The sequence below is a fragment of the Lysinibacillus sp. F12 genome, from assembly GCF_057773605.1.
The window spans coordinates 920,975-941,316 of the sequence record NZ_JBYMLP010000002.1 but is presented as its reverse complement, the minus strand read 5'-3'; the positions used below and the strand labels follow the sequence as shown (position 1 = coordinate 941,316).

Genomic DNA, 20,342 nt, shown 5'->3' with positions numbered 1-20,342 from the left:
GCTTGCTGTACTTGTCGCTTCCTTAGCAGCTCACAAGTCGGCTTGGCTACTCCTATTAGTACTTCTTTTAGCTCTGTGGCTCATCGTAAAGGGTGAGTCACGGTTCTTAGCAATGATAGTATTAACGATTGGCTTATTATCGTATATATTTTTTGCTACAATTCAACTGGTTCAACCTTCCCCACTACCATCCTCTTTCCCTTTAACTTGGTCAAACGATTATAAAATAAGCGGTCAAAAGCTCCGTGGTTTTGCTACAACTACAAACGGTCAAAAGTTATATGTAGTGTATACATTTTCCTCTGAACAAGAAAAAATTAATTATGAACATACATCTATGGCAGGAATGACGTATCTTGCGAAAGGTGAGCTTGTGAGCCCTTCTCCATCAGCCCATGATTACGCCTTTTCCATGTCCAATTATTTAACGAGTAAGGGAGCAACCGGTATTGTTGAAATCACTAGTTGGACCTTTATAGAGAAGCGCAATTCCCCCATCATATTTCTCGCTAAGCTAAGACAACAAATGAAACAGCATATAGAAATGACATTTCCCCAACCATTAGTAGCGGAGGCTCAAGCCCTTCTCATTGGAGAGCAGGATCAAATGGATAATGAGCTACAACGAGCCTATCAAAAGCTAGGGATCACTCATTTATTTGCGATCTCTGGTCTACATGTAGCACTGGTGTCATGGTTATTTATTGAAGGTCTACTACGCATAGGTATTCGCAAAGAGATGGCTACTATTGCCTTGGTCATCTTACTCCCTATCTACGGAGTCATTGCAGGGGGGGCACCATCTGTATGGCGAGCCGTTTCAGTAGTGGAATTAATGATGTTGCTTCGTTATTTGAAATGGACGCTGTCAATCGATGATGCACTTGCTATTAGCTTTGCAGGCTTTGTTTTACTTGAACCGGGAGTAATCTTTCAAATTGGTTTCCAACTGTCTTATTTAGCAGCGGCTAGTCTTGTTTATTCTAGTTATATTTTTACACAGACGAGCAACTGGTTATCCCGTTCTTTTTTCGTCACATTCGTCTGTCAGCTACTTGTCTATCCTTTATTACTTCATCATTTCTATGAACTTTCCATTTCCTCGTTTTTTGTCAATATTATCTTCGTTCCTTTGTTTTCATTCGTTATTTTACCTTTTAATATTGTGGCCTTAGCTCTAACCTATATTTCCTTACCATTAGCCAACCTGTTATTTGCAGGCTACGAGCCTCTGCGAAATGGGCTAACGAATGTAATATATCTAATACAAGCTCTACCATTTCAATTATGGTCCCCAGGTAAACCATCCGTTTGGCTTTGTTGTTTAGCAATGCTAAGCGTTCTCACGTGTTTCTATTTCTTAGAAACAAAACGATTTAAGAATGCGATTTTGGTTTTACTCTTCCCGGCCATCTGTATTCATCTTTCCCCAATGCTTTATAGCGACACAAAGATAACGTTTTTAAATGTAGGACAGGGTGATTGCACTGTGATTGAATTGCCATTTAGGGAGGCTGTATACGTCATTGATGCGGGTGGACTGTTGCGCTTTGAACAAGAGCAATGGAAGAAGGCAAATAAAGACTATGAGGTGGGGAAACAAATTGTGGTTCCGTTTCTAAAAGGGAAGGGAATACGAACCATCGATATTTTTATTGTTACGCATGCGGACGCGGATCATGTAGAAGGCGCTGAGGAAATTTTACAGGAGATTGGGATGAAAGAAATTCACGTGACACCTGGATCGTTGAAACAGCCTATTATGAGGGACTTACTAAGGGAAGCCCAAAAACATAACGTCCCTATAAAAGAAAAGATGAAGGGCACTATATGGCAGAAGGGTGAGTCAAGCTTTTATTATTTATGGCCGCAGGATACCCATTATGAAGGCAATGATGACTCGCTTGTTTTATACATGCAACAGAAGGCATTTAAAGCGCTATTTACAGGTGATTTAGAGAAATATGGCGAACAACAGCTAATGATGTATTATGGACCTCTAATAGCTAATCTAACCCTTCTGAAGGCTGGTCATCATGGCAGTAAAACATCTAGTATCGAATCATTTGTAGAGCTCGTACGACCCCAATTCACCGTTTTTAGTGCTGGGCTTCAAAATCGTTATGGTCATCCACATGAAGAGGTAGTTGAGCGATTTGCCAATCGGAATTTAGCTACTTGGACAACAGGGGTGGATGGCACGATCGAAATACGTATTCAGGGCAATCGTTTGACAGTTAAAGCAAAAGAAAAAGACCTTGTCCAATGAGCAAGGTCTTTTTCCTTCGTATTTTAGTCTGATTACTGTGATACGAACTCTACTATTGTCGCGATAATAAACATTAGTGTGAAAACGCCAAATGATACACCGAAACCAACACCTGAATCGATTGCATCGTTACGTCGACATTGTATGTTTTTTCCTTCAAATGGATTCATTGTTATCCCTCCAATTCTGTTATTTATTATAAGACAACATGTACATAAAAGCTATATCCAAAAGGAGAATTCCCCGTCTGGCAAGGAATCGACACATTTCGGTCAAACTCACTACAGGACAACTAAAATGGCTTGGATATTGCTCGACAGAAATTAAATCTTGGATTGACCTACCAAATGAATGCCATATAAGCATGGTATCTATCGAGGTTGGAGCCTGCTCAATCCAGACAAAATCATGTATACTTATAGTATTGCTAGATGGAGGGAAAATTATGATTTCAACGGTTTGGAAAACAATAAAAAAAGGTGAGCTAGCACCAGTATATCTACTTGTTGGTGAAGAAAGCTATTTTATAGATGAAACCATTAAGCGTATAAAAGAAGCAATGGGGCCAGAAGAAGAGCTGGAAATGAACACATTTGATTTAGATGAAGTGCCTGTGGACGCTGTTATGGATGAAGCAGATACCATTCCCTTTTTCTCTGAACAAAAGCTTATTATTGCCAAAAATGCTTCGTTTTTAAAGGCAGCTGAGAAAGGAAAAGAAAAGATCGACCATGATGTGAAGCGACTTGAGGCATGGTTGTCCAATCCTTCTGATTTTTCCGTAACCGTTTTTATTGCTCCTTATGAAAAGCTAGATGAGCGTAAAAAAGTGACAAAAATGATGAAAGAGCATGCATTACTTATCGAAGCAGCAACACCTAAAGAGCAGGATTTAGCCGTTTGGATCCAAAGTATTGTTAAGGGACAGGGCAATAGCATCACACAGGATGCTATCGAACTTCTTGTGACGATGGTTGGAGCGAACATGCTTCAATTACAAATGGAAATAGACAAGCTTACCCTTTATCTTGGTGAAGGTGGAGAAATTACGGTATCGCTAGTGGAGGATTTAGTGGCAAAAACATTGGAGCAGGACGCCTTTAAAATGCTCAACGCCTATTTGGCCAATGATTCGGTCAGCGCTTTGTCGATTTATCATGATTTATTGCGACAAAAGCAAGAGCCTATTATGCTTGTTGGACTACTTGCATCCAATGTTCGTACGATGTCGAATGTTTTTTATTTGTTGAAGAAAGGGTACCATCCGCAGCAAATCGCCAAAAACTTAAAAATTCATCCGTATCGTGTCAAATTAATGACTGAGCAACGTAATCGTCCATCAGAAGAAAGCTTATTGAGAGCATTATATCAACTAGCAGAGGTGGATTTACAGTTGAAATCCACAGGTGGCAATCGAGAACGATATTTGGAGCTCTTTTTACTTCGTCAACTTTAACACAAAAGCTGTCCGTTATAGGACAGCTCAGACTGTAGACAAACTCAAAAAATTTGAGAGATTGCCTACAGTCTTTTTTCTTTTACAATGAAATAAAGTAAAGTCGTTGATTTTCACTACGGGCGGACGCTTTCCGCGGGCGGGGTCGAGCTGCTTCCCTCGCCTCGCTCAGTCCAGGATCTCGACTTTCCCGCTTATCCCGCAGGAGTCGCCGCCCATCGTTCCCATCAACTTCTACATAAAGTACTTACTTTATCTACATAGAGTGTTGAAAAGTAAATTTTTGAGGTGATAAACGATGATGACGAAGAATCCATCCAATGAACGAGAACAATTAGAAATGTTAACGATTGATCAATTAGTTCCCAACAATCATTTAGTGCGAAAACTAGAGGCTGCTATTGATTTTTCATTTATCTATCCTTTAGTCGAACAGCTCTATTTGCCTAATGGGCGTCCTAGTATTGATCCTTCAGTACGTTTTTGGTATTCGGTCCATGCGTCAAACCATTAAAGAAATTGAAACGAATATGGCGTATCGTTGGTTTTTAGGATTTGGCTTCCATACAGAAGTCCCGCATTTCTCTACCTTCAGTAAAAATTATGTCCGTCGCTTTCAAGACACCGATATATTTGAGCAGATTTTCTATCGTATTTTAAAAGAGATTATGCATCAAGGACTCCTCCATGCAGACCATTTATTTATCGATTCCACGCATGTTAAAACTAGCTACTTGGACATGGCAGACAGCTTAAGAGAGCATCTATGCTCGAAGAGGATGTTGGATACAGCAATGATATACCAAATAATGAATATGAAAGAGAAAGAAAAATGACAAAAGCCATCGAGAATGAACTTCTCGACAGCTTTTGTATTTCTATAAAAATTAAAAAGATCAGCTACTCTTAATAGAGCATCTGATCCTTTAAACAATTACGCTTTTTTAGCAAGGCGAGACTTTTTACGAGCCGCCGCGTTTTTGTGGATAAGTCCTTTTGAAGCTGCTTTATCTAAAGATTTGAAAGCTGCTTGTAAAAGTTCTTGTTTGTTTTCAGCATTTTCAGCAACAGCGTTTTCAGCTTTTTTCACTGTAGTACGCATAGCAGATTTCGCTTGAGAATTAGCAATGTTTGCTTTTTCGTTAACTTTTACGCGTTTAATCGCAGATTTAATGTTTGGCATATATTTCACCTCCTAAATTAGGTACGAGATGATATCTTCTCATTGATTTCTTGTGTTAATACAACAAAAATCATTTTAACAAACGCTAGGCTAAATTGCAATAGATAAATGCAAAGAATATTTACTTGACAGTTTGAACAAACTACTGCTTGAGGTGATTTGTATGCAAAATTTAAACTGGTATCGAACAGATTTAATCGATGAATCTGAAGAGGTAGTTGTCCATCAGACGAAAGAGCAAAAAGAAAAGCTTAAACAATCGAGTGGCGTTCAAATTGAAGATCGAACAGCCGGTCGCGTGAAAATTACGGATGTGCTAGTAGATAGAGAAGGTGAGAAACAAATTGGCAAAAAAGAAGGCCAATATATTACACTTTCTGTTCCGACACTGACATTAGAAGATCAGGACGGATTTGAACAGCTGGAGCAAGAATTGCTTGTGAATTTTAAAAAATTGCATGAATCGCTCTCCTGGCAAGAGAACGACAAAATTTTAATAATTGGGTTGGGCAATCGTACTATTACACCTGATGCGATTGGTCCGTATCTGATTGATCATTTGCATAGTTTAGATGTCATTGATGATAAGTTTGTTATGTATGCCCCAGGCGTTACTGGACAAACGGGCTATGAAACAGGAGAGTTTGTAGCTGCTATTGCAGAGCGACTCAAGCCAAAATTAGTCATTGTCGTGGATGCCCTTGCTACAAGAGCTAGTAATCGACTTTGTAAAACCATTCAATTAACGAATACAGGCATACATCCAGGGTCAGGTGTAGGGAATCAAAGGCAAGAAATTTCCTACGAAATGCTTGGTATCCCTGTAACAGCCATTGGTATACCGACAGTGGTAGATGCGCCTGTATTAATTGCTGATGCGGTAGAAGTCATGCTGCGATCAATAGCGGCTCGTGTAGCTGAACGTAGTAATCCTTCATCGAAGCTATCCTTATCCTCATGGCAGCCAAATATAGACAAGGAGCTTGACATGTCCTTAGTTGAACCAATTTTCGGTGAATGGGCGACATGGACAAGAGAAGAGCGTCAACAATTGTTTGAAGAAACCTTTGCAGCCTCACATAGACAATTGATGGTAACGCCTAAAGAAGCGGACTACTGGATAGATCGCTACGCCAATTTAGTTGCTTCAATGCTGATGAACTGGGCAAGCGATTTATAAAAAATAAGCTAGCTATATGCATAAATCGAGAAAAATTTTTACGTTCTAAATGACACCCCCCCTCCATACGATATGGGGAGGAGGGTGTGACTTTGCTAAAAAAACTACAATGGTCATTTGGTATATTATTGTTTTTTTTCGTATTACCTGTCATTGCTGGGCAACTTCCGTTCAACAAGCAAGCATCGACTCCGATTAAACAACCTGAAGATAAACAAGTCGTGTTTGCCGCTACTAATTTAGAAGAACAGAATGTACTTGAACAAACGAAAGAGCCCGAACCAGATTTAGATCCGTTTAAGGTGTTAGTATTATTTACGCATACCCATGAAGCATACGAACCGATGGTGAAAGCTGTGAGTGGTAAGGTAGCGACTTCTCATGAAACGGTTAACATTATGAGTTTGAAGGATAAGATTGTGAATCATTTTAATGTAAATGGTTTAAAGACTGATGTTCTTGATGTAGATACGATGAAGGAATTACAAGCACAGGGAAAGGGCTATCATCAATCCTATGATGTAATAAGACCTTTTCTTAGTAAACATTTAGAAACCAATAATTATGATTTAATACTAGATTTACATCGTGATTCCTTAAAACATGATCTTACAACGATCTCATATAATGGGGAAAACTATGCGAAAATTGCTATCGTTGTTGGGGCAGAGCATCCTAATTATCGCTGGAACACAGCCTATGCAGAAAGTTTATCATCGACATTGAATGCCATCGTTCCGAAAATATCAAAAGGTGTTATTTCCAAAAGTGGAGATGGTGTCGATGGAAGATATAATCAAGATTTAGCAAAGCAAATGATGATTATTGAAATCGGTGGGATTGGCAATACAGAAGATGAGGTAAATAGAACGATTGCGGTAATCGGGAAAGCCATATCAAAGGCATTTGTTAATGATTCAAAAAAATAAACATATTATTCAAAAAGTGAGTCTCATATTGGCTCACTTTTTGATATTCTCTAATAATAAAAATTTCCAGAAAAAAATCTAATTATTGGGCTTTCCATTGCTCCATTCTTGCCTTATAATTTTCAAGTTGGCTCACGATTTTATAATGAATGAAGGCATATGGTAACAGGGTAAAATAGCTTTTGTAGTATCTTCCATTTATGGTAATGCCTTTTTGAAAATACATATGTAGAGAATGAATTTTATAAGAGACTAGAAAAGTAATGACACTCCCTATTTCTCTAAAACTTTTATCGTTTCTCAAACGTCAAACATATAAGTGAACAAACTAATCATTTGAGAGGGGATGGTTTTCAATCAAGGTTTCTTATTACTTGACAATAGGTTTTATAGATTATTGAAGGAAGGAATAGTATGTCAGGCAAGTCATTAAATCATCGTTACATTCCTGGACTAGACGGGATTCGAGCATTAGCCGTATTAGCAGTTATTGCTTATCATTTTAACTTCAGTTGGGCTAGAGGTGGCTTTTTAGGAGTTGATATCTTTTTTGTACTATCAGGCTATTTAATCACCTCTACCATTTTACCTTTAAAGGGCAACCAATTAACAGTCAGTCTAAAGAAATTTTGGATTGGACGATTTAGACGGTTACTACCGGCTGCCTACGTTATGATTATTACATCATTTGTTTGGGCAATGCTCTTTCATAAAGAGCTCCTTCATACATTACGTGGAGATGCGCTGTCTTCTATTTTCTATTCAAGTAATTGGTGGTTCATCTTTCATAAACTCTCTTATTTTGATAGTTTCGGTTCTCCATCACCCATAAAAAATTTATGGTCATTAGCCATTGAAGAACAATTCTATGTGATTTGGCCATTGCTTTTAATGATAGGGCTGTATGTTGTAAAAAAGCAAAGTAAATTAGCAAAGGTTGTTTTTATTGGGGCAATTTGCTCGGCCTTATTAATGGCGATACTTTACCAGCCAGGTGCCGATCCAAGTCGGGTTTACTATGGAACGGACACGCGCTGTTTTGAATTATTAATTGGCTGCTGGTTAGCGCTTGTTTGGCCAATGAAAAGACTATCATCACAAAAATTATCAACAAGCCATATGAACAAATTAAATGCTATTAGCTTTATTACGTTTACTATTTTTCTTGTCTGCATTATGTATGTGGATGAATTTCAAACATTCCTTTATAGAGGCGGAATGTTCCTGTTTTGCTTGAATGCAGCCGTATTAATTGCTTGTATTTGTCATCCCGTTAGTATCTTAGGAAGAATACTTGCGTGGAAACCTCTATGTTGGATTGGCTCACGATCCTACGGAATTTATCTTTGGCATTACCCAGTCATGGTATTAGGCACACCTATACATGAGATTGGAAACCCCTCCTATTGGCGAATAGTGCTTCAGATAATACTGATTGTGATAATTGCAGAATGTTCCTATCGCTTCATTGAGATGCCAATCCGAAAAGATGGGTTCTGGGCATATTATCGGAACTATTTCGTATTCAATAAAAAGAAATGGGAAAGCCTCACATTTTTAAGAAAAGTATCTACTGTCATCGTTCCACTTTTCCTTCTTGTATTTTTCACAGGGATTACAGGGGTCGTGGGAGAAGGCCAGCAAACTTCTAAGGATTCATATCCAACTGCCGTTAAAATTAATGGTGATGAACCTACTGCTAATCAAATAAAGCAACCAGACAAGACGACTGACAATCCTTCGCCTAGTAAGGAAGAAGTAGTTGAAGTGCCAAATATAGAAACACCAAAGCCAGAAGAAAACGAAACAAATGCTGTGCCCGAGAAAGATGATACTTATCAAAACATACTAGCAATTGGTGATTCCGTTATGATCGATATAGCAACGAGCTTACATAAGGTTTTTCCAAACATCACAATTGATGGAAAGATAGGTCGTCAAGTTTCACAAGCTGTTAAACTAGCACCAAATTATGCGAGTTTTAACCAAACTAATAATGCGATAATTATCCAATTGGGGACAAATGGCTATTTTACCAATGACCAAATAGATACACTTCTCGCTGCATTTGCCAATGCTGATATTTATTTAGTGAATACACGTGTGCCTCGTCCATGGGAAGGGAAAGTGAATGCAGCTTTACTTGAAAAGGCAGAGGAACATGAAAATATTACACTAATTGACTGGCATGCGGAAGCGCTTAATCATCCAGAATACTTCGCTCCAGACGGTGTTCATTTAGAGAAAAAAGGTGTAGAAGTTTTAACAAATCTTATTCAGCAATCTATCAACAATTAAACTAATGAAAAAAGTCGGGACATACAGCTTCGGTCTGTGTAACTGACTTTTTTTATTTTGTAGAATAAAATAAATTTTTTCATCCATACTTTATGAGGCGTCCAATCCTACTGTATTTATATACTTAAAACTATGAAATTTAATAACAGGCGTAAACATTGAAAGTATTGATATTATAGGCTTTCTAGTCTAGTTGCTGTTGTACTTTGCATAGCGTTCATAGTATAATTCATTATAGTTTAATTAGGAGTGGAAAAGATGAACCGAGAAGCACGTTTAAAACGACAAGAGAATATACGAAATTTCTCTATTATTGCACATATTGACCACGGGAAATCAACGCTTGCTGACCGTATTTTAGAGCAAACAAAATCATTAACATCCCGTGAAATGAAAGCACAGCTCCTCGACTCAATGGATTTAGAGCGTGAGCGAGGCATTACGATTAAATTAAATGCAGTTCAATTAAAGTACGAAGCGAAAAACGGTGAAGTATATACATTTCATTTAATCGACACACCAGGACATGTCGATTTCACATATGAGGTTTCCCGTAGTTTAGCTGCTTGTGAGGGCGCCATTTTAGTTGTGGATGCTGCACAAGGTATTGAAGCGCAAACACTTGCAAATGTTTATTTAGCTCTTGATAATGATCTAGAAATTTTACCCGTTATTAATAAAATTGATTTACCAGCAGCAGATCCTGAACGCGTACGTCAAGAGGTTGAGGATGTAATCGGGTTAGATGCATCTGAAGCAGTATTAGCTTCTGCTAAAGCAGGAATTGGGATTGAGGATATTTTAGAGCAAATCGTTGAAAAGGTACCAGCACCAACTGGTGATCCAGATGCACCTCTACAAGCCTTAATCTTTGACTCAATTTATGATGCCTATAAAGGCGTTATCATCTCCATTCGTGTTATCAACGGGACTGTAAAGCCTGGAGATAAAATTCGCATGATGGCAACAGGAGCGGAATTCGAAGTGATAGAAGTTGGGGTACATACACCAAAAGTTGTGCCACAAACTGAATTAACAGTTGGGGATGTAGGCTATTTAACAGCATCTATTAAAAATGTAGGGGACACACGCGTAGGGGATACAGTAACCTTTGCAAATCGTCCTGCTACTGAGCCGCTAGCAGGTTACCGCCGCTTAAACCCAATGGTTTACTGTGGTTTATATCCAATTGATACAGCCAAATACAATGATTTACGTGAGGCTTTAGAAAAATTAGAGTTAAATGACTCGGCTCTCCAGTATGAGCCTGAGACATCTCAAGCACTTGGTTTTGGTTTCCGTTGTGGATTCTTAGGATTACTACATATGGAGATTATACAGGAGCGAATTGAGCGTGAATTCAATATTGACCTAATTACAACAGCGCCTTCGGTAATTTACGAAGTTCATATGACAGATGGTTCTTCCATCAAAGTAGATAATCCTTCCTTTATGCCAGATCCACAAAAAATTGATCGAGTAGAGGAGCCATATGTAAAAGCTACAATTATGGTACCAAATGATTATGTAGGAGCGGTCATGGAGCTTTGTCAAATGAAGCGTGGTAATTTCATGACAATGGATTATATTGATACTACTCGTGTAAGTATTATTTATGAAATGCCTTTATCCGAAATCGTATATGATTTCTTTGATTATTTGAAATCAAATACAAAAGGCTATGCATCATTTGACTATGAATTAATCGGTTACCAGCAATCAAAATTAGTGAAAATGGATATTTTACTAAATGGTGAGCAAGTCGATGCACTAAGCTTTATCGTACACCGTGACTTTGCCTATGATCGTGGTAAAATTATCGTTGAAAAATTAAAAGAATTAATCCCACGTCAACAATTTGAAGTTCCAATTCAAGCAGCAGTTGGACAAAAAATTGTGGCACGTTCAACTATTAAAGCTATCCGTAAAAACGTGTTAGCAAAATGTTACGGTGGGGATATCTCACGTAAACGAAAGCTTCTTGATAAACAAAAAGAAGGTAAAAAACGTATGAAACAAGTAGGTTCAGTCGAGGTCCCTCAAGAGGCATTCATGGCTGTACTGAAGATGGATGATACGAAGTAAGGTTGATGTAACAGCGTTTATAGGGGTTTAATTAAATAGTTTTGTATCAGTTGGGTGGAGATTGCCACCGAATTGCCAGTAATTTATAAATCCTCAGCGATGGAATCAAATATATCGGCAGCATCTCTTGCCATCTTCTGTGTTAAATGGACATAGCAGACCTCAGTAATTGCTGATCTGCTGTGTCCTAATCTTTTTTGAACAGTTTTTATTGGTTGTCCACTTTCAATTAACATCATTGCATGGGTATGTCGTAAAGAATGATCATTGAAATCGATACCTAACTTTTTCTGATTAAAGCTCTTGTTTGATACTTTATAACAGCAGGGGTGTAATGTTCTCCGTTTTCTTTTTTACAAACAAAATCATGATCAGGGTCTTGAAGATAAAATTCTCCATACTTTAATCGATTTTCAATTTGTTTCTTTTTGGCTTTCTTTAATATCTCCATTAAAATTCTGCCAACTGGAATAGTACGATATCCAGTTTTAGATTTTGGAGTAGCAACAACCCATTTAAAGTATTCAATTCCATTTTCATCTGTAATCTTTTTATTAATGAATTGCTGTTCAATTGCTACTGTCATTTCATCGAAGTTTATATACTTCCATTCAAGTCCACATATTTCCCCGACTCGAACTCCACAATGAAATTATAAATATAGAAATCAACTGGAAATTACGCCTTCAACATAAGCAATTTTGGATGTCATAAATCGCATTACTACTAGTGCTCGCTAATCAAACAGCGGGCATTTTTAATTATTAGAGTCTTAGCAATGAATTAGCTTTGCAAGCTGAAAAGAAAAAAGAGTACATGAATGAGTATTAGAGAATGCTATTTGATTTCATGAACTCACTACCATTAGCAGATAATTTAATAGATGAATTGCACAAGGTTGTATTAGGTACTCATGTTCAAAGTGCAAAGGAATTTGTAAAAGCTAAAAACGTGCTATTTAAAATTGCTATGGATATTAAAGAGGGTACTTTAACAGTAGCAAGTACATTAAGAGCGGAATTTGTGCGAGCTTATAGTAGGGCTGTAGAGCGATTAAGTAAAATCGTTATCTATAGAAGAAACTCCATCTAAAGAACGTCCTGTACCTTTCTGTTATTGGTTAGAGGAAAGGGGATTTGTGTTTAAACAATATTAATTGCTGCACTTGCTTTGCCAAGAATATCAGCAATTCCAAAAGTATCTGTTGCCGACGAAATATAAAATACCATTAATAAACGGTCATCTACAGTTACTGGTACCGGTGGGATATTAGCTGAAGCAAAAGCTATTTGTCCAAATGGAAAAGGATCTGTTATAGGTGGAGCTAAATCAACGCTAGCACTTGTGCCAGTAAAAATATTACTACCTTTAGGTGCAAGGAAAATTTGCGCTCGAATCGTAATAGAGCCTTCAAAAATAAACTCATCAAATGGAAAAAATGACGCTGAAATCGCTGTGATTTTACCATCACATGGAACTGGGAAGGCTTCATTGAAAAGGTTAGTTAAATCAATTGTATTATTTTTCATCAACATTAAGAGAGTTGCGGTCCCGAACCCTAACAAGCTTACCTCTCTATTCCCAAATTTATCGGTAATTCTAGATAGTGAGATTCCAGAGGAAAAAGGAATTATTGAGCTATCAGCAGGAATGGGAGGGTTTATACAGTTTACATCATTAGCTGTAAATGTTCCGAGCCTATTGCATTTAAATGTCGATGATTCATTATTACATCCACAGTTATTCATAGGATTATCTCCTTTTTGTCTTTATCCTATGTAGTAAATGGAAGGGGAACAAAGGCTAAACCACATTTACTGATATTAAACCTAAACATGGTAATCGAAATAATAACGGCTAATGAGCGTGATAGCCTCCCACAATCAATAGTGCAAGGTGAACCATCGTTAGAGAACTGGCTTGAATGGTAATTTATTCAGTACCCACGGAAAAGGGGATACCTGAACACAATATGTAGGTACTTGTAAATTGCAGGTACCGTCATAGTGACGGCATCTATATAACTAAGTCATCGTATTCCAACTATGGACAGATTGTCAGTGGTTGAAATTTAACTGACCTGAATTTTCAAGAACAAAAAGGAGATTGACTCATTTTGAATACATGGAGCGGCAGGAATAATTAACCGTTTTAGAGTTTCTGAACAACACCTAACGTATATTTTAAGTGTTTCATTTGTAGGACTTTATTTGTAGTTAGGTTATTTTAATTAGGTAATTTTAGGTTAAAATGTAAATAATTATCCATTTTCTGATTTAGTATGTTATGATAATAATTGGGAAATACAATTTCTAATATTTACAATAATAAGGAGCGATTTTATGAGTAAAATTTTCACTAAATTATCTTCACTAGCTTTAGCTACGGCTGTTGTAGGTAGCGGATTTAGCGTTAATGCAAGCGCTGCTGAATTAGAATCGCAGGCACTAGATTCTAATGAATTTAAGAATGAAGTAGTTTATGAAACACAAGAAAATGTAGGTGTAAATGATATAGGACCAGGCGTAGGTGAACCAAATCAAATTGTACCTTATGGTACTTCAAAGCCAACTTCTACTTGGAATCTTTCTAAAAAGGGTAGATATTCTTTTAACGGAAGCTCTAACAGTTCTACTTTATACACAGATTATTTATTAACTGGGAAAAGTTCAGTTAAAATTTATGTAAGAAATAATGATCATCAATATTCATTGAAATTTAAAGTAAAACGTAAGGACCTTGTTTTCGATAACACGGTAGAATCATACGAACTAGCATTAGGTAAAGATACTACTATTAATTTGACATTGGATAAGTCTTCTAACTATTACATTGAATTTACTGGACCAAATACGTTTTCTGGATATATTGAATAATTTGACCGATATGGTTGCAACTTCGTTGAAAGTGAATACAAATAATTTCTATGTTGATTGATATTGAGCAATTTATAAAAAGCATTCTTGATAAGAAAAGGGGAAATCGATTGTATTCGATTTCTCTTTTTTTAGGAAAAATAGCTAATAATCGTTACCTCCTTATATATTTGATTGTTACTAGCAAGGTTAAAGGCGTAATTTATATTAATAAAAGACCACTCCGTGATGGGTGGTCTTGATGTTTTTGCCACCTCCATGCCACCGTGTTCAGAGAGTAAACGTGACACATTAGGAGATAAAGAAAAATATAATATGGTATAAAGAAACCGACAAACCATTGAAAAATAAAGGTTTGTCGGATATGAAAAGATATAAAAAAAACTAAAGGCAATTTTATCATTTACAATATATTCTGTTACTTTTTATAAGGAGATATAGCTTCTTGAAAATCTGTGTTTTCTATTATAGCTGTAATAATCGCTTGCCCTTCAAACAATTTACATTGACTAAACCTTTTGTCCTAGCCTCCTATATATTACTCTTGAATAGTAGTTAAAATTCCATCTTCAAAATACAAATATTTATAATCATAATAAATCCATTGCTCACTTACACCATATGTAGTAGTTGTTTTGTTAATATCTATTGGTCTGCCCCATCCTTCTGCCAAAACTTCTTCTTTTGTCATTCCAATATAAACTGCTTTAGGATACATAGTTCTCTCATTAATTTTAGATTTAAGATTAGACTCAGCTACGCTTTTTTCATATTCTGCTTTGCGTATTGCTTTATTTTCTTCTATTTTCTCACTCCACTCTTCCTCTTTATCCTTTGCTACAATTTTTAATTCATTAACTTTTTCTTTAATCTCATCTGGTATATATTTTATCTCCTCAAGTCTCTCAACTACGTAAACGTATTTTAGTTGAGTCGCTGTTGTGAATACACTCGGTAGGTCTTCATCTATACCATTGAATTTTTCATATGCTAATGCAAGATTGTTATAGTCTTGTTGTACTTCGTTTGCTTTTTCTTCTGTTTTAGTAATTAAAGTATCGAAATCGTCATTCATTACTAATTGAATATATTCTTTTTCTTCTGATGTAATTTCACGACTATAGGCTCCTACTATTTCACTATCTTGTTTTTCTTCACCACATGCAGCTAAACCTAAACTTAAAACTAACACTGTACTAAATACTAGTTGTTTCATTAGTAAATAACCCCTCTCTATATTTCTATTTTAGGAAATTATGTACTAAAAGTACATGCAAAAAAACAGACAACCTTTTTTAGTTATCTGTCCTGTAATCAGAGTTGGTTTGTTTGCCTGTTCAATGAGTTCCTCAAAAGCTGTTTTAATTTCTTCTATCGAATAACCGGCTCCTAACAAATCCTTGGTTGTTTGCTCTAATTTATTCATTTAGATTTCCTCTTTTTCGTCATCCATAATCTTAAATAATTCGTACATATCATTAATGTTGAAAACATTTACTAGTTGATCAACAAGAGTGTCGAAGATCACATGGCTAGTCACTATTACAACTTAACAGAATCAGAACGAGCTATCGTATTTAAACTTGCATCACACAGCTTAGAACACACAGGTGTATGCCACTTGAAAGCGAGTACTATAGCTACCTCATTGGAAATCAGCACAAAAGCTGTTTATCGAGGCGTTCTGACAGTTACTAGTACAGTACATTAAAAGCCGTATTTGTAGGGGCGTATAGAATGGATGTAGAGCTTTCTAATAGAAAGTTGAATAAATCGTCTTATATAGAAGAAACCCCATATAAAGAACGTCCAGTACCTTTCTATAACTGGTTAAAGGAACGTGATAGCCTCCCATAATCGATAAGCAGTAGACCAAGTAATTTAGGGAAATGGCTTGAAGGATAAATGGAAATATTTGTTCAAAATAATTTTTTATGAGGTATAATATTTGTAAAAATCATAGAGAGGAGAGTTTATTTTAAATGAGAAAAGTGTACCTGTTATTTGCGATTATTGGCACAGTATTTCCGTATTATTTTTTAGTGAAATTTTTGAACGAAAACGGATTTGATTTAGGGTTATTAATAGATTTATTATTTATAAACTCAATATCGACCTTCTTCGCTGTTGACTTTTTTATTTCATGCTTTGTTTTTATAATCTTTATGTTCAATGAGTCAAGAAAGTATAACATTAAAGAAAAGTGGATATGTCTATTAACTTTGTTTACAGTTGGTTTATCATTGGCATTACCGTTATTTTTGTTTTTCAGACATCCATACATAAAGAAATAAGTGTTGTTAAACTTCAATGAAAGAACGTAAAAATCTTACATATTATGTGGTGTAGTGTTGATTTTGCGTTATATGGATGGCAAACGAAGGCTTTAGTTGAATAAACCATAAAAGACCACTCCGTGATGGGTGGTCTTGATGTTTTTTGCCACCTCCATGCCACCGTGTTCAGAGAGTAAACGTGACACATTAGGAGATAAAGAAAAATATAATATGGTATAAAGAAACCGACAAACCCTTGAAAAATAAAGGTTTGTCGGATATGAAAAGATATAAAAAAACGTATTTTAATACTGCCATACTTCAAGAGGCATTCATGGCTGTACTGAAGATGGATGATACGAAGTAATATTGGTATGACAGCCTTTATAGGGGTTTTAAACAATTGATTTTATATCAAATTGGTGGGGTTTCCCACCAAAGAGAGGGCGTTCTAACCATAGTGAACATGTAAAATCTGTGGTAAGTGCAATAGTGGCATTAGTGGATTGGAAATTTAATTTAAGATGATAATGCGAAAAGTTTCTCAGTTAAAAACACTAGGGGATTAGGATTTTATTAAGCTAAATTATTTAGCGTAAATATAACCTTTGTATACAGCATAATAGACATTAAATTCGCCCTCTTTAGCATAATTAAATAAACTTAAGTCTCCTCCATATAGGAAACTACCTCTCATCTCACTATGATAAATAGTTCCTGGCGGAAATGAACTAAACGTTTTATTAACTGTGACATAATAAGAACTTGGGTTAGAAGCAAATTGATCTATAGTTGGAATAGGGTTGTGAATTGTAAGTTCTGCAGCCGAAGCGTTACCTGATGGATAGATGAATAAAGCAAGAAGTAAAGCTGTTAGTAAACTAATACCAATATTACTTTTAATCTTTTTTAACATTATTTTTTCCTCCATTCTAGTAATATCCCCTAGTAGTTTTAGTTTTAACATAATTGGAATTAAATTTCAATAAATAGAAAATATTTCTATGTAAATTATTGGGTTGTTAATGGTGGTAAATTCATATCTGCCATGTAAATAAGAGAAATAAATAAAATTTCAGTAAAAAAGGTAGGTGCTGACTATGCATTACAAGTGGTTAGTAAACTATCAAAAATTAGAGGATGAAATTGCAGACATCGAATTTAATTTAGAACGTTGTAAAAAAATTGAAACGTTTGGTGGAGGGCGATTTAACAAAAGTAAAATTAACTTCAGAAAGCCATGGAGCTCAATTAGAAGAAATTATTGAGGCTGCTGAACGTGAGTGAGCACATAAAATAAATGACTTAAAATCTAATTAATACACGTTTGCTAGTACGTGTATGTCGGAAACAAGCAATTGAGACTACTAAATTGATAGTCTTTTTTTATGACAATCTATCCCCTTTAAACTATAATATAGGATATATTATTCGGAAATGAGGTATTGGATTATGAGCTTTGAAGAATTCAAATCAACAATAGTAAACTCTAGACCGCAGAATTGGCTCTATGATGATGAGTTCGGTAAATATATTTACTTAAATGACATCAGTATTTCCATTACAGCAGATAGACGTGAGGAAAGCTTTAACGAAGAGTTTTACGAATCGTGGGTGACTAATTACTCTGATAAAAAAGCAACAAAACAAATTTTCTTCTTAAACTACAATGGAGACATGATTGAACCATTCTTCACAGCTTCTGTAGATGGAGGGAGAAGCTACATTCCGTTTCCGGATAGAAAAGATATGACGATTACTAGTGAACAGTATTCCATTGGGAAAATCGTGAATATACTTTTAAATGAAATAGGCTTTAATTTTGATAGTTACCTATCTGAAGCTGGAATTACAGTTAAATAAAACTATATGTCACATCTAACAAGGTGTGGCTTTTTTAATATTGGCTGTTTTCGAAAAGATGGTTGCTATGCAACTAATGGGGTAGTTTAGTTGAACAACGATATGGGTTTTTTAAATAATAGAAGATAAGTATATCTTCATCTTTCCGGGAAAGTGGAATGGGTTTAGTTAGGAGGTAGAGGTTTTGGCTTTTTATGGTGTTTTGATTTTGGTAGTTGCAATATTTTTATTTTGGTCGGCTGGATTACCTAATATTAAAAGTAAAAAATTAACATTTGTTATGATTAGTTTGGGATTGAATGTAATCGCAACCCCATTGGCTTTCTTTATAGGTGGAATGGCAACAGCTTCACCGACCAGTACTATGAATGATTTTTGGACAGGATTTCTTATCGTCCAGGGAATGCCACTTTTAATACTAATAATTGTAATCTTAAAATGGATTATCATTGATAGAAGAAAAAATAAATAAGCATATAAGTAGTAATAATTAATTAGGTTTTAAAAAGACAAGTTTGTGAAGAAACCTCAAATGATTCTAAGTCACGCTTACAATGAATTCTAGAAATGGCAGTTCAATCATTGCGACGTAATTTCTCAGTAATTGAAAATTTGAAAATAAGTAAAGTTTATTTACCAATCCTTGATAAGTTATTAAATGCCATCAGGCAAGATTATTACAATTCAAAAATGCTTTTGGCAAAAGATCATATAGCTAGGTAGAAAAATTATTAATCAGTTACCAAAATAAACACCAGGCGCTCAATTGATAGTGAGTACCTGGTCATTTTTTATTTAATATTCTCTTATTTCAAATGAAGCAATTTTATCATGTACAATATATTCTGTTACTTTTTTATAAGGAGATATTGTTTTAGAAAATTTAAATGTTGAAGTTCCTTTTGCACTATCAAACCAATTTAAGTAGTTGTTTAAAACGGTATTTGTAACATCATATTCTTTTGTTATACCGTTTACTAATGTAATGCTTAAAATAGCATTTGAAAATTCATTGTTTGGTTTTTTAACAATCACTGTACTTGTGGCTGCAATATCAGTACCTTCAATTTTGGCAGTAATTATTGCTTGACCTTCGTGAAGGGCTGTGACATTACCATCCTGATCTACTGTAGCAATTGATTCATCACTTGATGACCAGATTACTTTTGAAGTATCAGATGTAGTTGTTGCTATTAGCTTATCTTGGCTACCTTCAAGTAATTCTAGATTATTTTTGTCTAAAGCTATGGAATCAATATTCGGAACATCATTTTCTGATATTAAAAATCCATCCACATCAATAGCATCTAGAGCAAAAGTATCGTTGTTTACATTATTTGTTATGTTTATCTCTACTTTGTGTTTACCATAAGGTAAATCTACTTTTTTATAGTATATAGACTGACTTTTTATACCATAACCTTTTGCCGAAGCTGCTTCAGAAACACCGTCAATAGTCACTGTGAAATCCGCCCTATTATAAGCAATGTAATCTAATAACATAAATTTAGTTCCCACAAAATAGAAGGTTAAACTCATATCTTTATCATAACCTTGTACTCGACTTTTTTTGTACAAATCATCGTGCGCAAATCGATACATGTTTGTATAATTTATTAATGGGTTTGAATCATCATATCGCTTCCATCCTTTTTCAGGTTTAAGTAACTGATCTCCGATTACCGCACTATTTTCAGGTGTATTATTTAAATTAGTTACCCCTTCTTCATAATCTACAACTTCTGCTGCATATGCATTCTCAATACTTATACTAACCAGTGCTACTAACATAAATGCTAGATAAATAAAACCTTTTTTCAATAACTTACTCACTTATGTATCCTCCTTTATAATTATATATAGGATTTTCTAAAAAAAACCTACGAAAACAACTTTAAACAATAAAAGACTTATTTACCATAATAAA

The 20,342-nt window shown here is 35.5% G+C and carries 22 protein-coding genes and 1 pseudogene; 14 read left to right on the top strand and 9 right to left on the bottom strand.

Annotated features, from left to right (window positions below):
* Nucleotides 1-112: 112 nt before the first annotated feature.
* The gene (locus AC3CH7_RS11720) at nt 113-2,269 is read left to right on the top strand and encodes a DNA internalization-related competence protein ComEC/Rec2 (protein ID WP_230586139.1); all 2,157 of its coding nucleotides are present in this window, start codon (nt 113-115) and stop codon (nt 2,267-2,269) included.
* Nucleotides 2,270-2,301: 32 nt separating this feature from the next.
* On the opposite strand, the gene AC3CH7_RS11715 is transcribed toward AC3CH7_RS11720, so the two are convergent.
* Nucleotides 2,302-2,439, bottom strand: coding sequence for a YqzM family protein (locus AC3CH7_RS11715; protein WP_004226902.1), 138 nt, complete (start codon nt 2,437-2,439; stop codon nt 2,302-2,304).
* Nucleotides 2,440-2,714: 275 nt separating this feature from the next.
* On the opposite strand from AC3CH7_RS11715, the gene holA reads away from it, so the two are divergent.
* Together holA and AC3CH7_RS11705 are read left to right on the top strand one after the other, a co-directional pair.
* Nucleotides 2,715-3,725: a DNA polymerase III subunit delta gene (gene holA, locus AC3CH7_RS11710; RefSeq protein ID WP_031419221.1), complete on the top strand. Its 1,011-nt coding sequence runs from the start codon at nt 2,715-2,717 to the stop codon at nt 3,723-3,725.
* Between the two features lie 298 nt (nt 3,726-4,023).
* Nucleotides 4,024-4,456, top strand: a pseudogene (locus tag AC3CH7_RS11705) (transposase); the annotation flags it as partial.
* A 203-nt stretch (nt 4,457-4,659) separates the two neighbouring features.
* Here the strand turns inward: AC3CH7_RS11705 and rpsT are convergent.
* Entirely contained in the window at nt 4,660-4,908 is a 249-nt protein-coding gene (rpsT, locus tag AC3CH7_RS11700) for a 30S ribosomal protein S20 (protein ID WP_012295365.1), read from the bottom strand.
* 163 nt (nt 4,909-5,071) lie between these two features.
* Between rpsT and gpr the strand changes: the two genes are divergently transcribed.
* The 4 genes from gpr (at nt 5,072) to lepA (ending at nt 11,400) form a co-directional block, all read left to right on the top strand.
* Nucleotides 5,072-6,088, top strand: a complete 1,017-nt coding sequence (gpr, locus tag AC3CH7_RS11695; RefSeq protein WP_012295364.1) for a GPR endopeptidase — start codon at nt 5,072-5,074, stop codon at nt 6,086-6,088.
* Nucleotides 6,089-6,174: 86 nt separating this feature from the next.
* A complete protein-coding gene (gene spoIIP / locus AC3CH7_RS11690; protein WP_012295363.1) occupies nt 6,175-7,017 on the top strand; it encodes a stage II sporulation protein P in 843 nt (280 codons plus the stop codon).
* Between the two features lie 414 nt (nt 7,018-7,431).
* Entirely contained in the window at nt 7,432-9,315 is a 1,884-nt protein-coding gene (locus tag AC3CH7_RS11685) for an acyltransferase family protein (RefSeq protein ID WP_031419710.1), read from the top strand.
* A 258-nt stretch (nt 9,316-9,573) separates the two neighbouring features.
* Nucleotides 9,574-11,400 (top strand): translation elongation factor 4, encoded by a 1,827-nt coding sequence (gene lepA, locus AC3CH7_RS11680; RefSeq protein WP_031419709.1) that lies wholly within the window; start codon nt 9,574-9,576, stop codon nt 11,398-11,400.
* Between the two features lie 83 nt (nt 11,401-11,483).
* Here lepA and AC3CH7_RS11675 read toward each other — a convergent pair whose 3' ends face one another.
* Nucleotides 11,484-11,636, bottom strand: a complete 153-nt coding sequence (locus AC3CH7_RS11675; RefSeq protein WP_012295360.1) for a tyrosine-type recombinase/integrase — start codon at nt 11,634-11,636, stop codon at nt 11,484-11,486.
* A gap of 44 nt (nt 11,637-11,680) precedes the next feature.
* On the bottom strand, nt 11,681-11,986 hold the full coding sequence (locus AC3CH7_RS11670) for a site-specific integrase (protein WP_051800292.1): 306 nt from the start codon (nt 11,984-11,986) through the stop codon (nt 11,681-11,683).
* Between the two features lie 248 nt (nt 11,987-12,234).
* Between AC3CH7_RS11670 and AC3CH7_RS11665 the strand changes: the two genes are divergently transcribed.
* Nucleotides 12,235-12,492 carry a hypothetical protein gene (locus AC3CH7_RS11665; RefSeq protein WP_197225079.1) on the top strand — a complete coding sequence of 86 codons (258 nt, stop codon included), beginning with the start codon at nt 12,235-12,237 and terminating at the stop codon, nt 12,490-12,492.
* Nucleotides 12,493-12,542: 50 nt separating this feature from the next.
* Here the strand turns inward: AC3CH7_RS11665 and AC3CH7_RS11660 are convergent, their stop codons facing one another.
* Nucleotides 12,543-13,148 (bottom strand): hypothetical protein, encoded by a 606-nt coding sequence (locus AC3CH7_RS11660; RefSeq protein ID WP_031416923.1) that lies wholly within the window; start codon nt 13,146-13,148, stop codon nt 12,543-12,545.
* A 594-nt stretch (nt 13,149-13,742) separates the two neighbouring features.
* On the opposite strand from AC3CH7_RS11660, the gene AC3CH7_RS11655 reads away from it, so the two are divergent.
* Nucleotides 13,743-14,276: a hypothetical protein gene (locus AC3CH7_RS11655; protein WP_031416922.1), complete on the top strand. Its 534-nt coding sequence runs from the start codon at nt 13,743-13,745 to the stop codon at nt 14,274-14,276.
* Nucleotides 14,277-14,814: 538 nt separating this feature from the next.
* Here AC3CH7_RS11655 and AC3CH7_RS11650 read toward each other — a convergent pair.
* The gene (locus AC3CH7_RS11650) at nt 14,815-15,492 is read right to left on the bottom strand and encodes a hypothetical protein (protein WP_197149905.1); all 678 of its coding nucleotides are present in this window, start codon (nt 15,490-15,492) and stop codon (nt 14,815-14,817) included.
* Nucleotides 15,493-15,537: 45 nt separating this feature from the next.
* On the bottom strand, nt 15,538-15,702 hold the full coding sequence (locus AC3CH7_RS11645) for a hypothetical protein (RefSeq protein ID WP_012295353.1): 165 nt from the start codon (nt 15,700-15,702) through the stop codon (nt 15,538-15,540).
* Between the two features lie 102 nt (nt 15,703-15,804).
* Here AC3CH7_RS11645 and AC3CH7_RS11640 point away from each other — a divergent pair, with 102 nt between their 5' ends.
* Both AC3CH7_RS11640 and AC3CH7_RS11635 read left to right on the top strand, forming a co-directional pair.
* Nucleotides 15,805-15,987 (top strand): helix-turn-helix domain-containing protein, encoded by a 183-nt coding sequence (locus tag AC3CH7_RS11640; RefSeq protein WP_324611252.1) that lies wholly within the window; start codon nt 15,805-15,807, stop codon nt 15,985-15,987.
* A gap of 271 nt (nt 15,988-16,258) precedes the next feature.
* Nucleotides 16,259-16,570, top strand: a complete 312-nt coding sequence (locus AC3CH7_RS11635) for a DUF2834 domain-containing protein (RefSeq protein ID WP_031417073.1) — start codon at nt 16,259-16,261, stop codon at nt 16,568-16,570.
* Between the two features lie 568 nt (nt 16,571-17,138).
* On the opposite strand, the gene AC3CH7_RS11630 is transcribed toward AC3CH7_RS11635, so the two are convergent.
* A complete protein-coding gene (locus AC3CH7_RS11630; RefSeq protein WP_031417072.1) occupies nt 17,139-17,468 on the bottom strand; it encodes a hypothetical protein in 330 nt (109 codons plus the stop codon).
* A gap of 536 nt (nt 17,469-18,004) precedes the next feature.
* On the opposite strand from AC3CH7_RS11630, the gene AC3CH7_RS11625 reads away from it, so the two are divergent.
* From AC3CH7_RS11625 to AC3CH7_RS11615, 3 genes are all read left to right on the top strand, one after another.
* Nucleotides 18,005-18,415 carry a hypothetical protein gene (locus AC3CH7_RS11625; RefSeq protein ID WP_012295349.1) on the top strand — a complete coding sequence of 137 codons (411 nt, stop codon included), beginning with the start codon at nt 18,005-18,007 and terminating at the stop codon, nt 18,413-18,415.
* Between the two features lie 184 nt (nt 18,416-18,599).
* Nucleotides 18,600-18,887: a hypothetical protein gene (locus AC3CH7_RS11620; RefSeq protein WP_289449606.1), complete on the top strand. Its 288-nt coding sequence runs from the start codon at nt 18,600-18,602 to the stop codon at nt 18,885-18,887.
* 95 nt (nt 18,888-18,982) lie between these two features.
* Entirely contained in the window at nt 18,983-19,138 is a 156-nt protein-coding gene (locus tag AC3CH7_RS11615; protein WP_012295348.1) for a hypothetical protein, read from the top strand.
* A 72-nt stretch (nt 19,139-19,210) separates the two neighbouring features.
* Here the strand turns inward: AC3CH7_RS11615 and AC3CH7_RS11610 are convergent, their stop codons facing one another.
* Complete coding sequence (locus tag AC3CH7_RS11610; RefSeq protein ID WP_289449605.1) at nt 19,211-20,248, bottom strand: Ig-like domain-containing protein; 1,038 nt, start codon at nt 20,246-20,248, stop codon at nt 19,211-19,213.
* Between the last annotated feature and the right edge of the window lie 94 nt (nt 20,249-20,342).

Excerpts from the sequence above, each read along its gene's own strand:
- AC3CH7_RS11720 (WP_230586139.1), top strand. The coding sequence starts at position 113 with ATGATAGTATTAACGATTGGCTTATTATCGTATATATTTTTTGCTACA.
- AC3CH7_RS11715 (WP_004226902.1), bottom strand. The coding sequence starts at position 2,439 with ATGAATCCATTTGAAGGAAAAAACATACAATGTCGACGTAACGATGCA.
- holA (WP_031419221.1), top strand. The coding sequence starts at position 2,715 with ATGATTTCAACGGTTTGGAAAACAATAAAAAAAGGTGAGCTAGCACCA.
- rpsT (WP_012295365.1), bottom strand. The coding sequence starts at position 4,908 with ATGCCAAACATTAAATCTGCGATTAAACGCGTAAAAGTTAACGAAAAA.
- gpr (WP_012295364.1), top strand. The coding sequence starts at position 5,072 with ATGCAAAATTTAAACTGGTATCGAACAGATTTAATCGATGAATCTGAA.
- AC3CH7_RS11685 (WP_031419710.1), top strand. The coding sequence starts at position 7,432 with ATGTCAGGCAAGTCATTAAATCATCGTTACATTCCTGGACTAGACGGG.
- lepA (WP_031419709.1), top strand. The coding sequence starts at position 9,574 with ATGAACCGAGAAGCACGTTTAAAACGACAAGAGAATATACGAAATTTC.
- AC3CH7_RS11675 (WP_012295360.1), bottom strand. The coding sequence starts at position 11,636 with ATGTTAATTGAAAGTGGACAACCAATAAAAACTGTTCAAAAAAGATTA.
- AC3CH7_RS11670 (WP_051800292.1), bottom strand. The coding sequence starts at position 11,986 with ATGACAGTAGCAATTGAACAGCAATTCATTAATAAAAAGATTACAGAT.
- AC3CH7_RS11665 (WP_197225079.1), top strand. The coding sequence starts at position 12,235 with ATGCTATTTGATTTCATGAACTCACTACCATTAGCAGATAATTTAATA.
- AC3CH7_RS11660 (WP_031416923.1), bottom strand. The coding sequence starts at position 13,148 with ATGAATAACTGTGGATGTAATAATGAATCATCGACATTTAAATGCAAT.
- AC3CH7_RS11655 (WP_031416922.1), top strand. The coding sequence starts at position 13,743 with ATGAGTAAAATTTTCACTAAATTATCTTCACTAGCTTTAGCTACGGCT.
- AC3CH7_RS11650 (WP_197149905.1), bottom strand. The coding sequence starts at position 15,492 with ATGAAACAACTAGTATTTAGTACAGTGTTAGTTTTAAGTTTAGGTTTA.
- AC3CH7_RS11645 (WP_012295353.1), bottom strand. The coding sequence starts at position 15,702 with ATGAATAAATTAGAGCAAACAACCAAGGATTTGTTAGGAGCCGGTTAT.
- AC3CH7_RS11640 (WP_324611252.1), top strand. The coding sequence starts at position 15,805 with ATGGCTAGTCACTATTACAACTTAACAGAATCAGAACGAGCTATCGTA.
- AC3CH7_RS11635 (WP_031417073.1), top strand. The coding sequence starts at position 16,259 with ATGAGAAAAGTGTACCTGTTATTTGCGATTATTGGCACAGTATTTCCG.
- AC3CH7_RS11630 (WP_031417072.1), bottom strand. The coding sequence starts at position 17,468 with ATGTTAAAAAAGATTAAAAGTAATATTGGTATTAGTTTACTAACAGCT.
- AC3CH7_RS11625 (WP_012295349.1), top strand. The coding sequence starts at position 18,005 with ATGAGCTTTGAAGAATTCAAATCAACAATAGTAAACTCTAGACCGCAG.
- AC3CH7_RS11615 (WP_012295348.1), top strand. The coding sequence starts at position 18,983 with ATGGCAGTTCAATCATTGCGACGTAATTTCTCAGTAATTGAAAATTTG.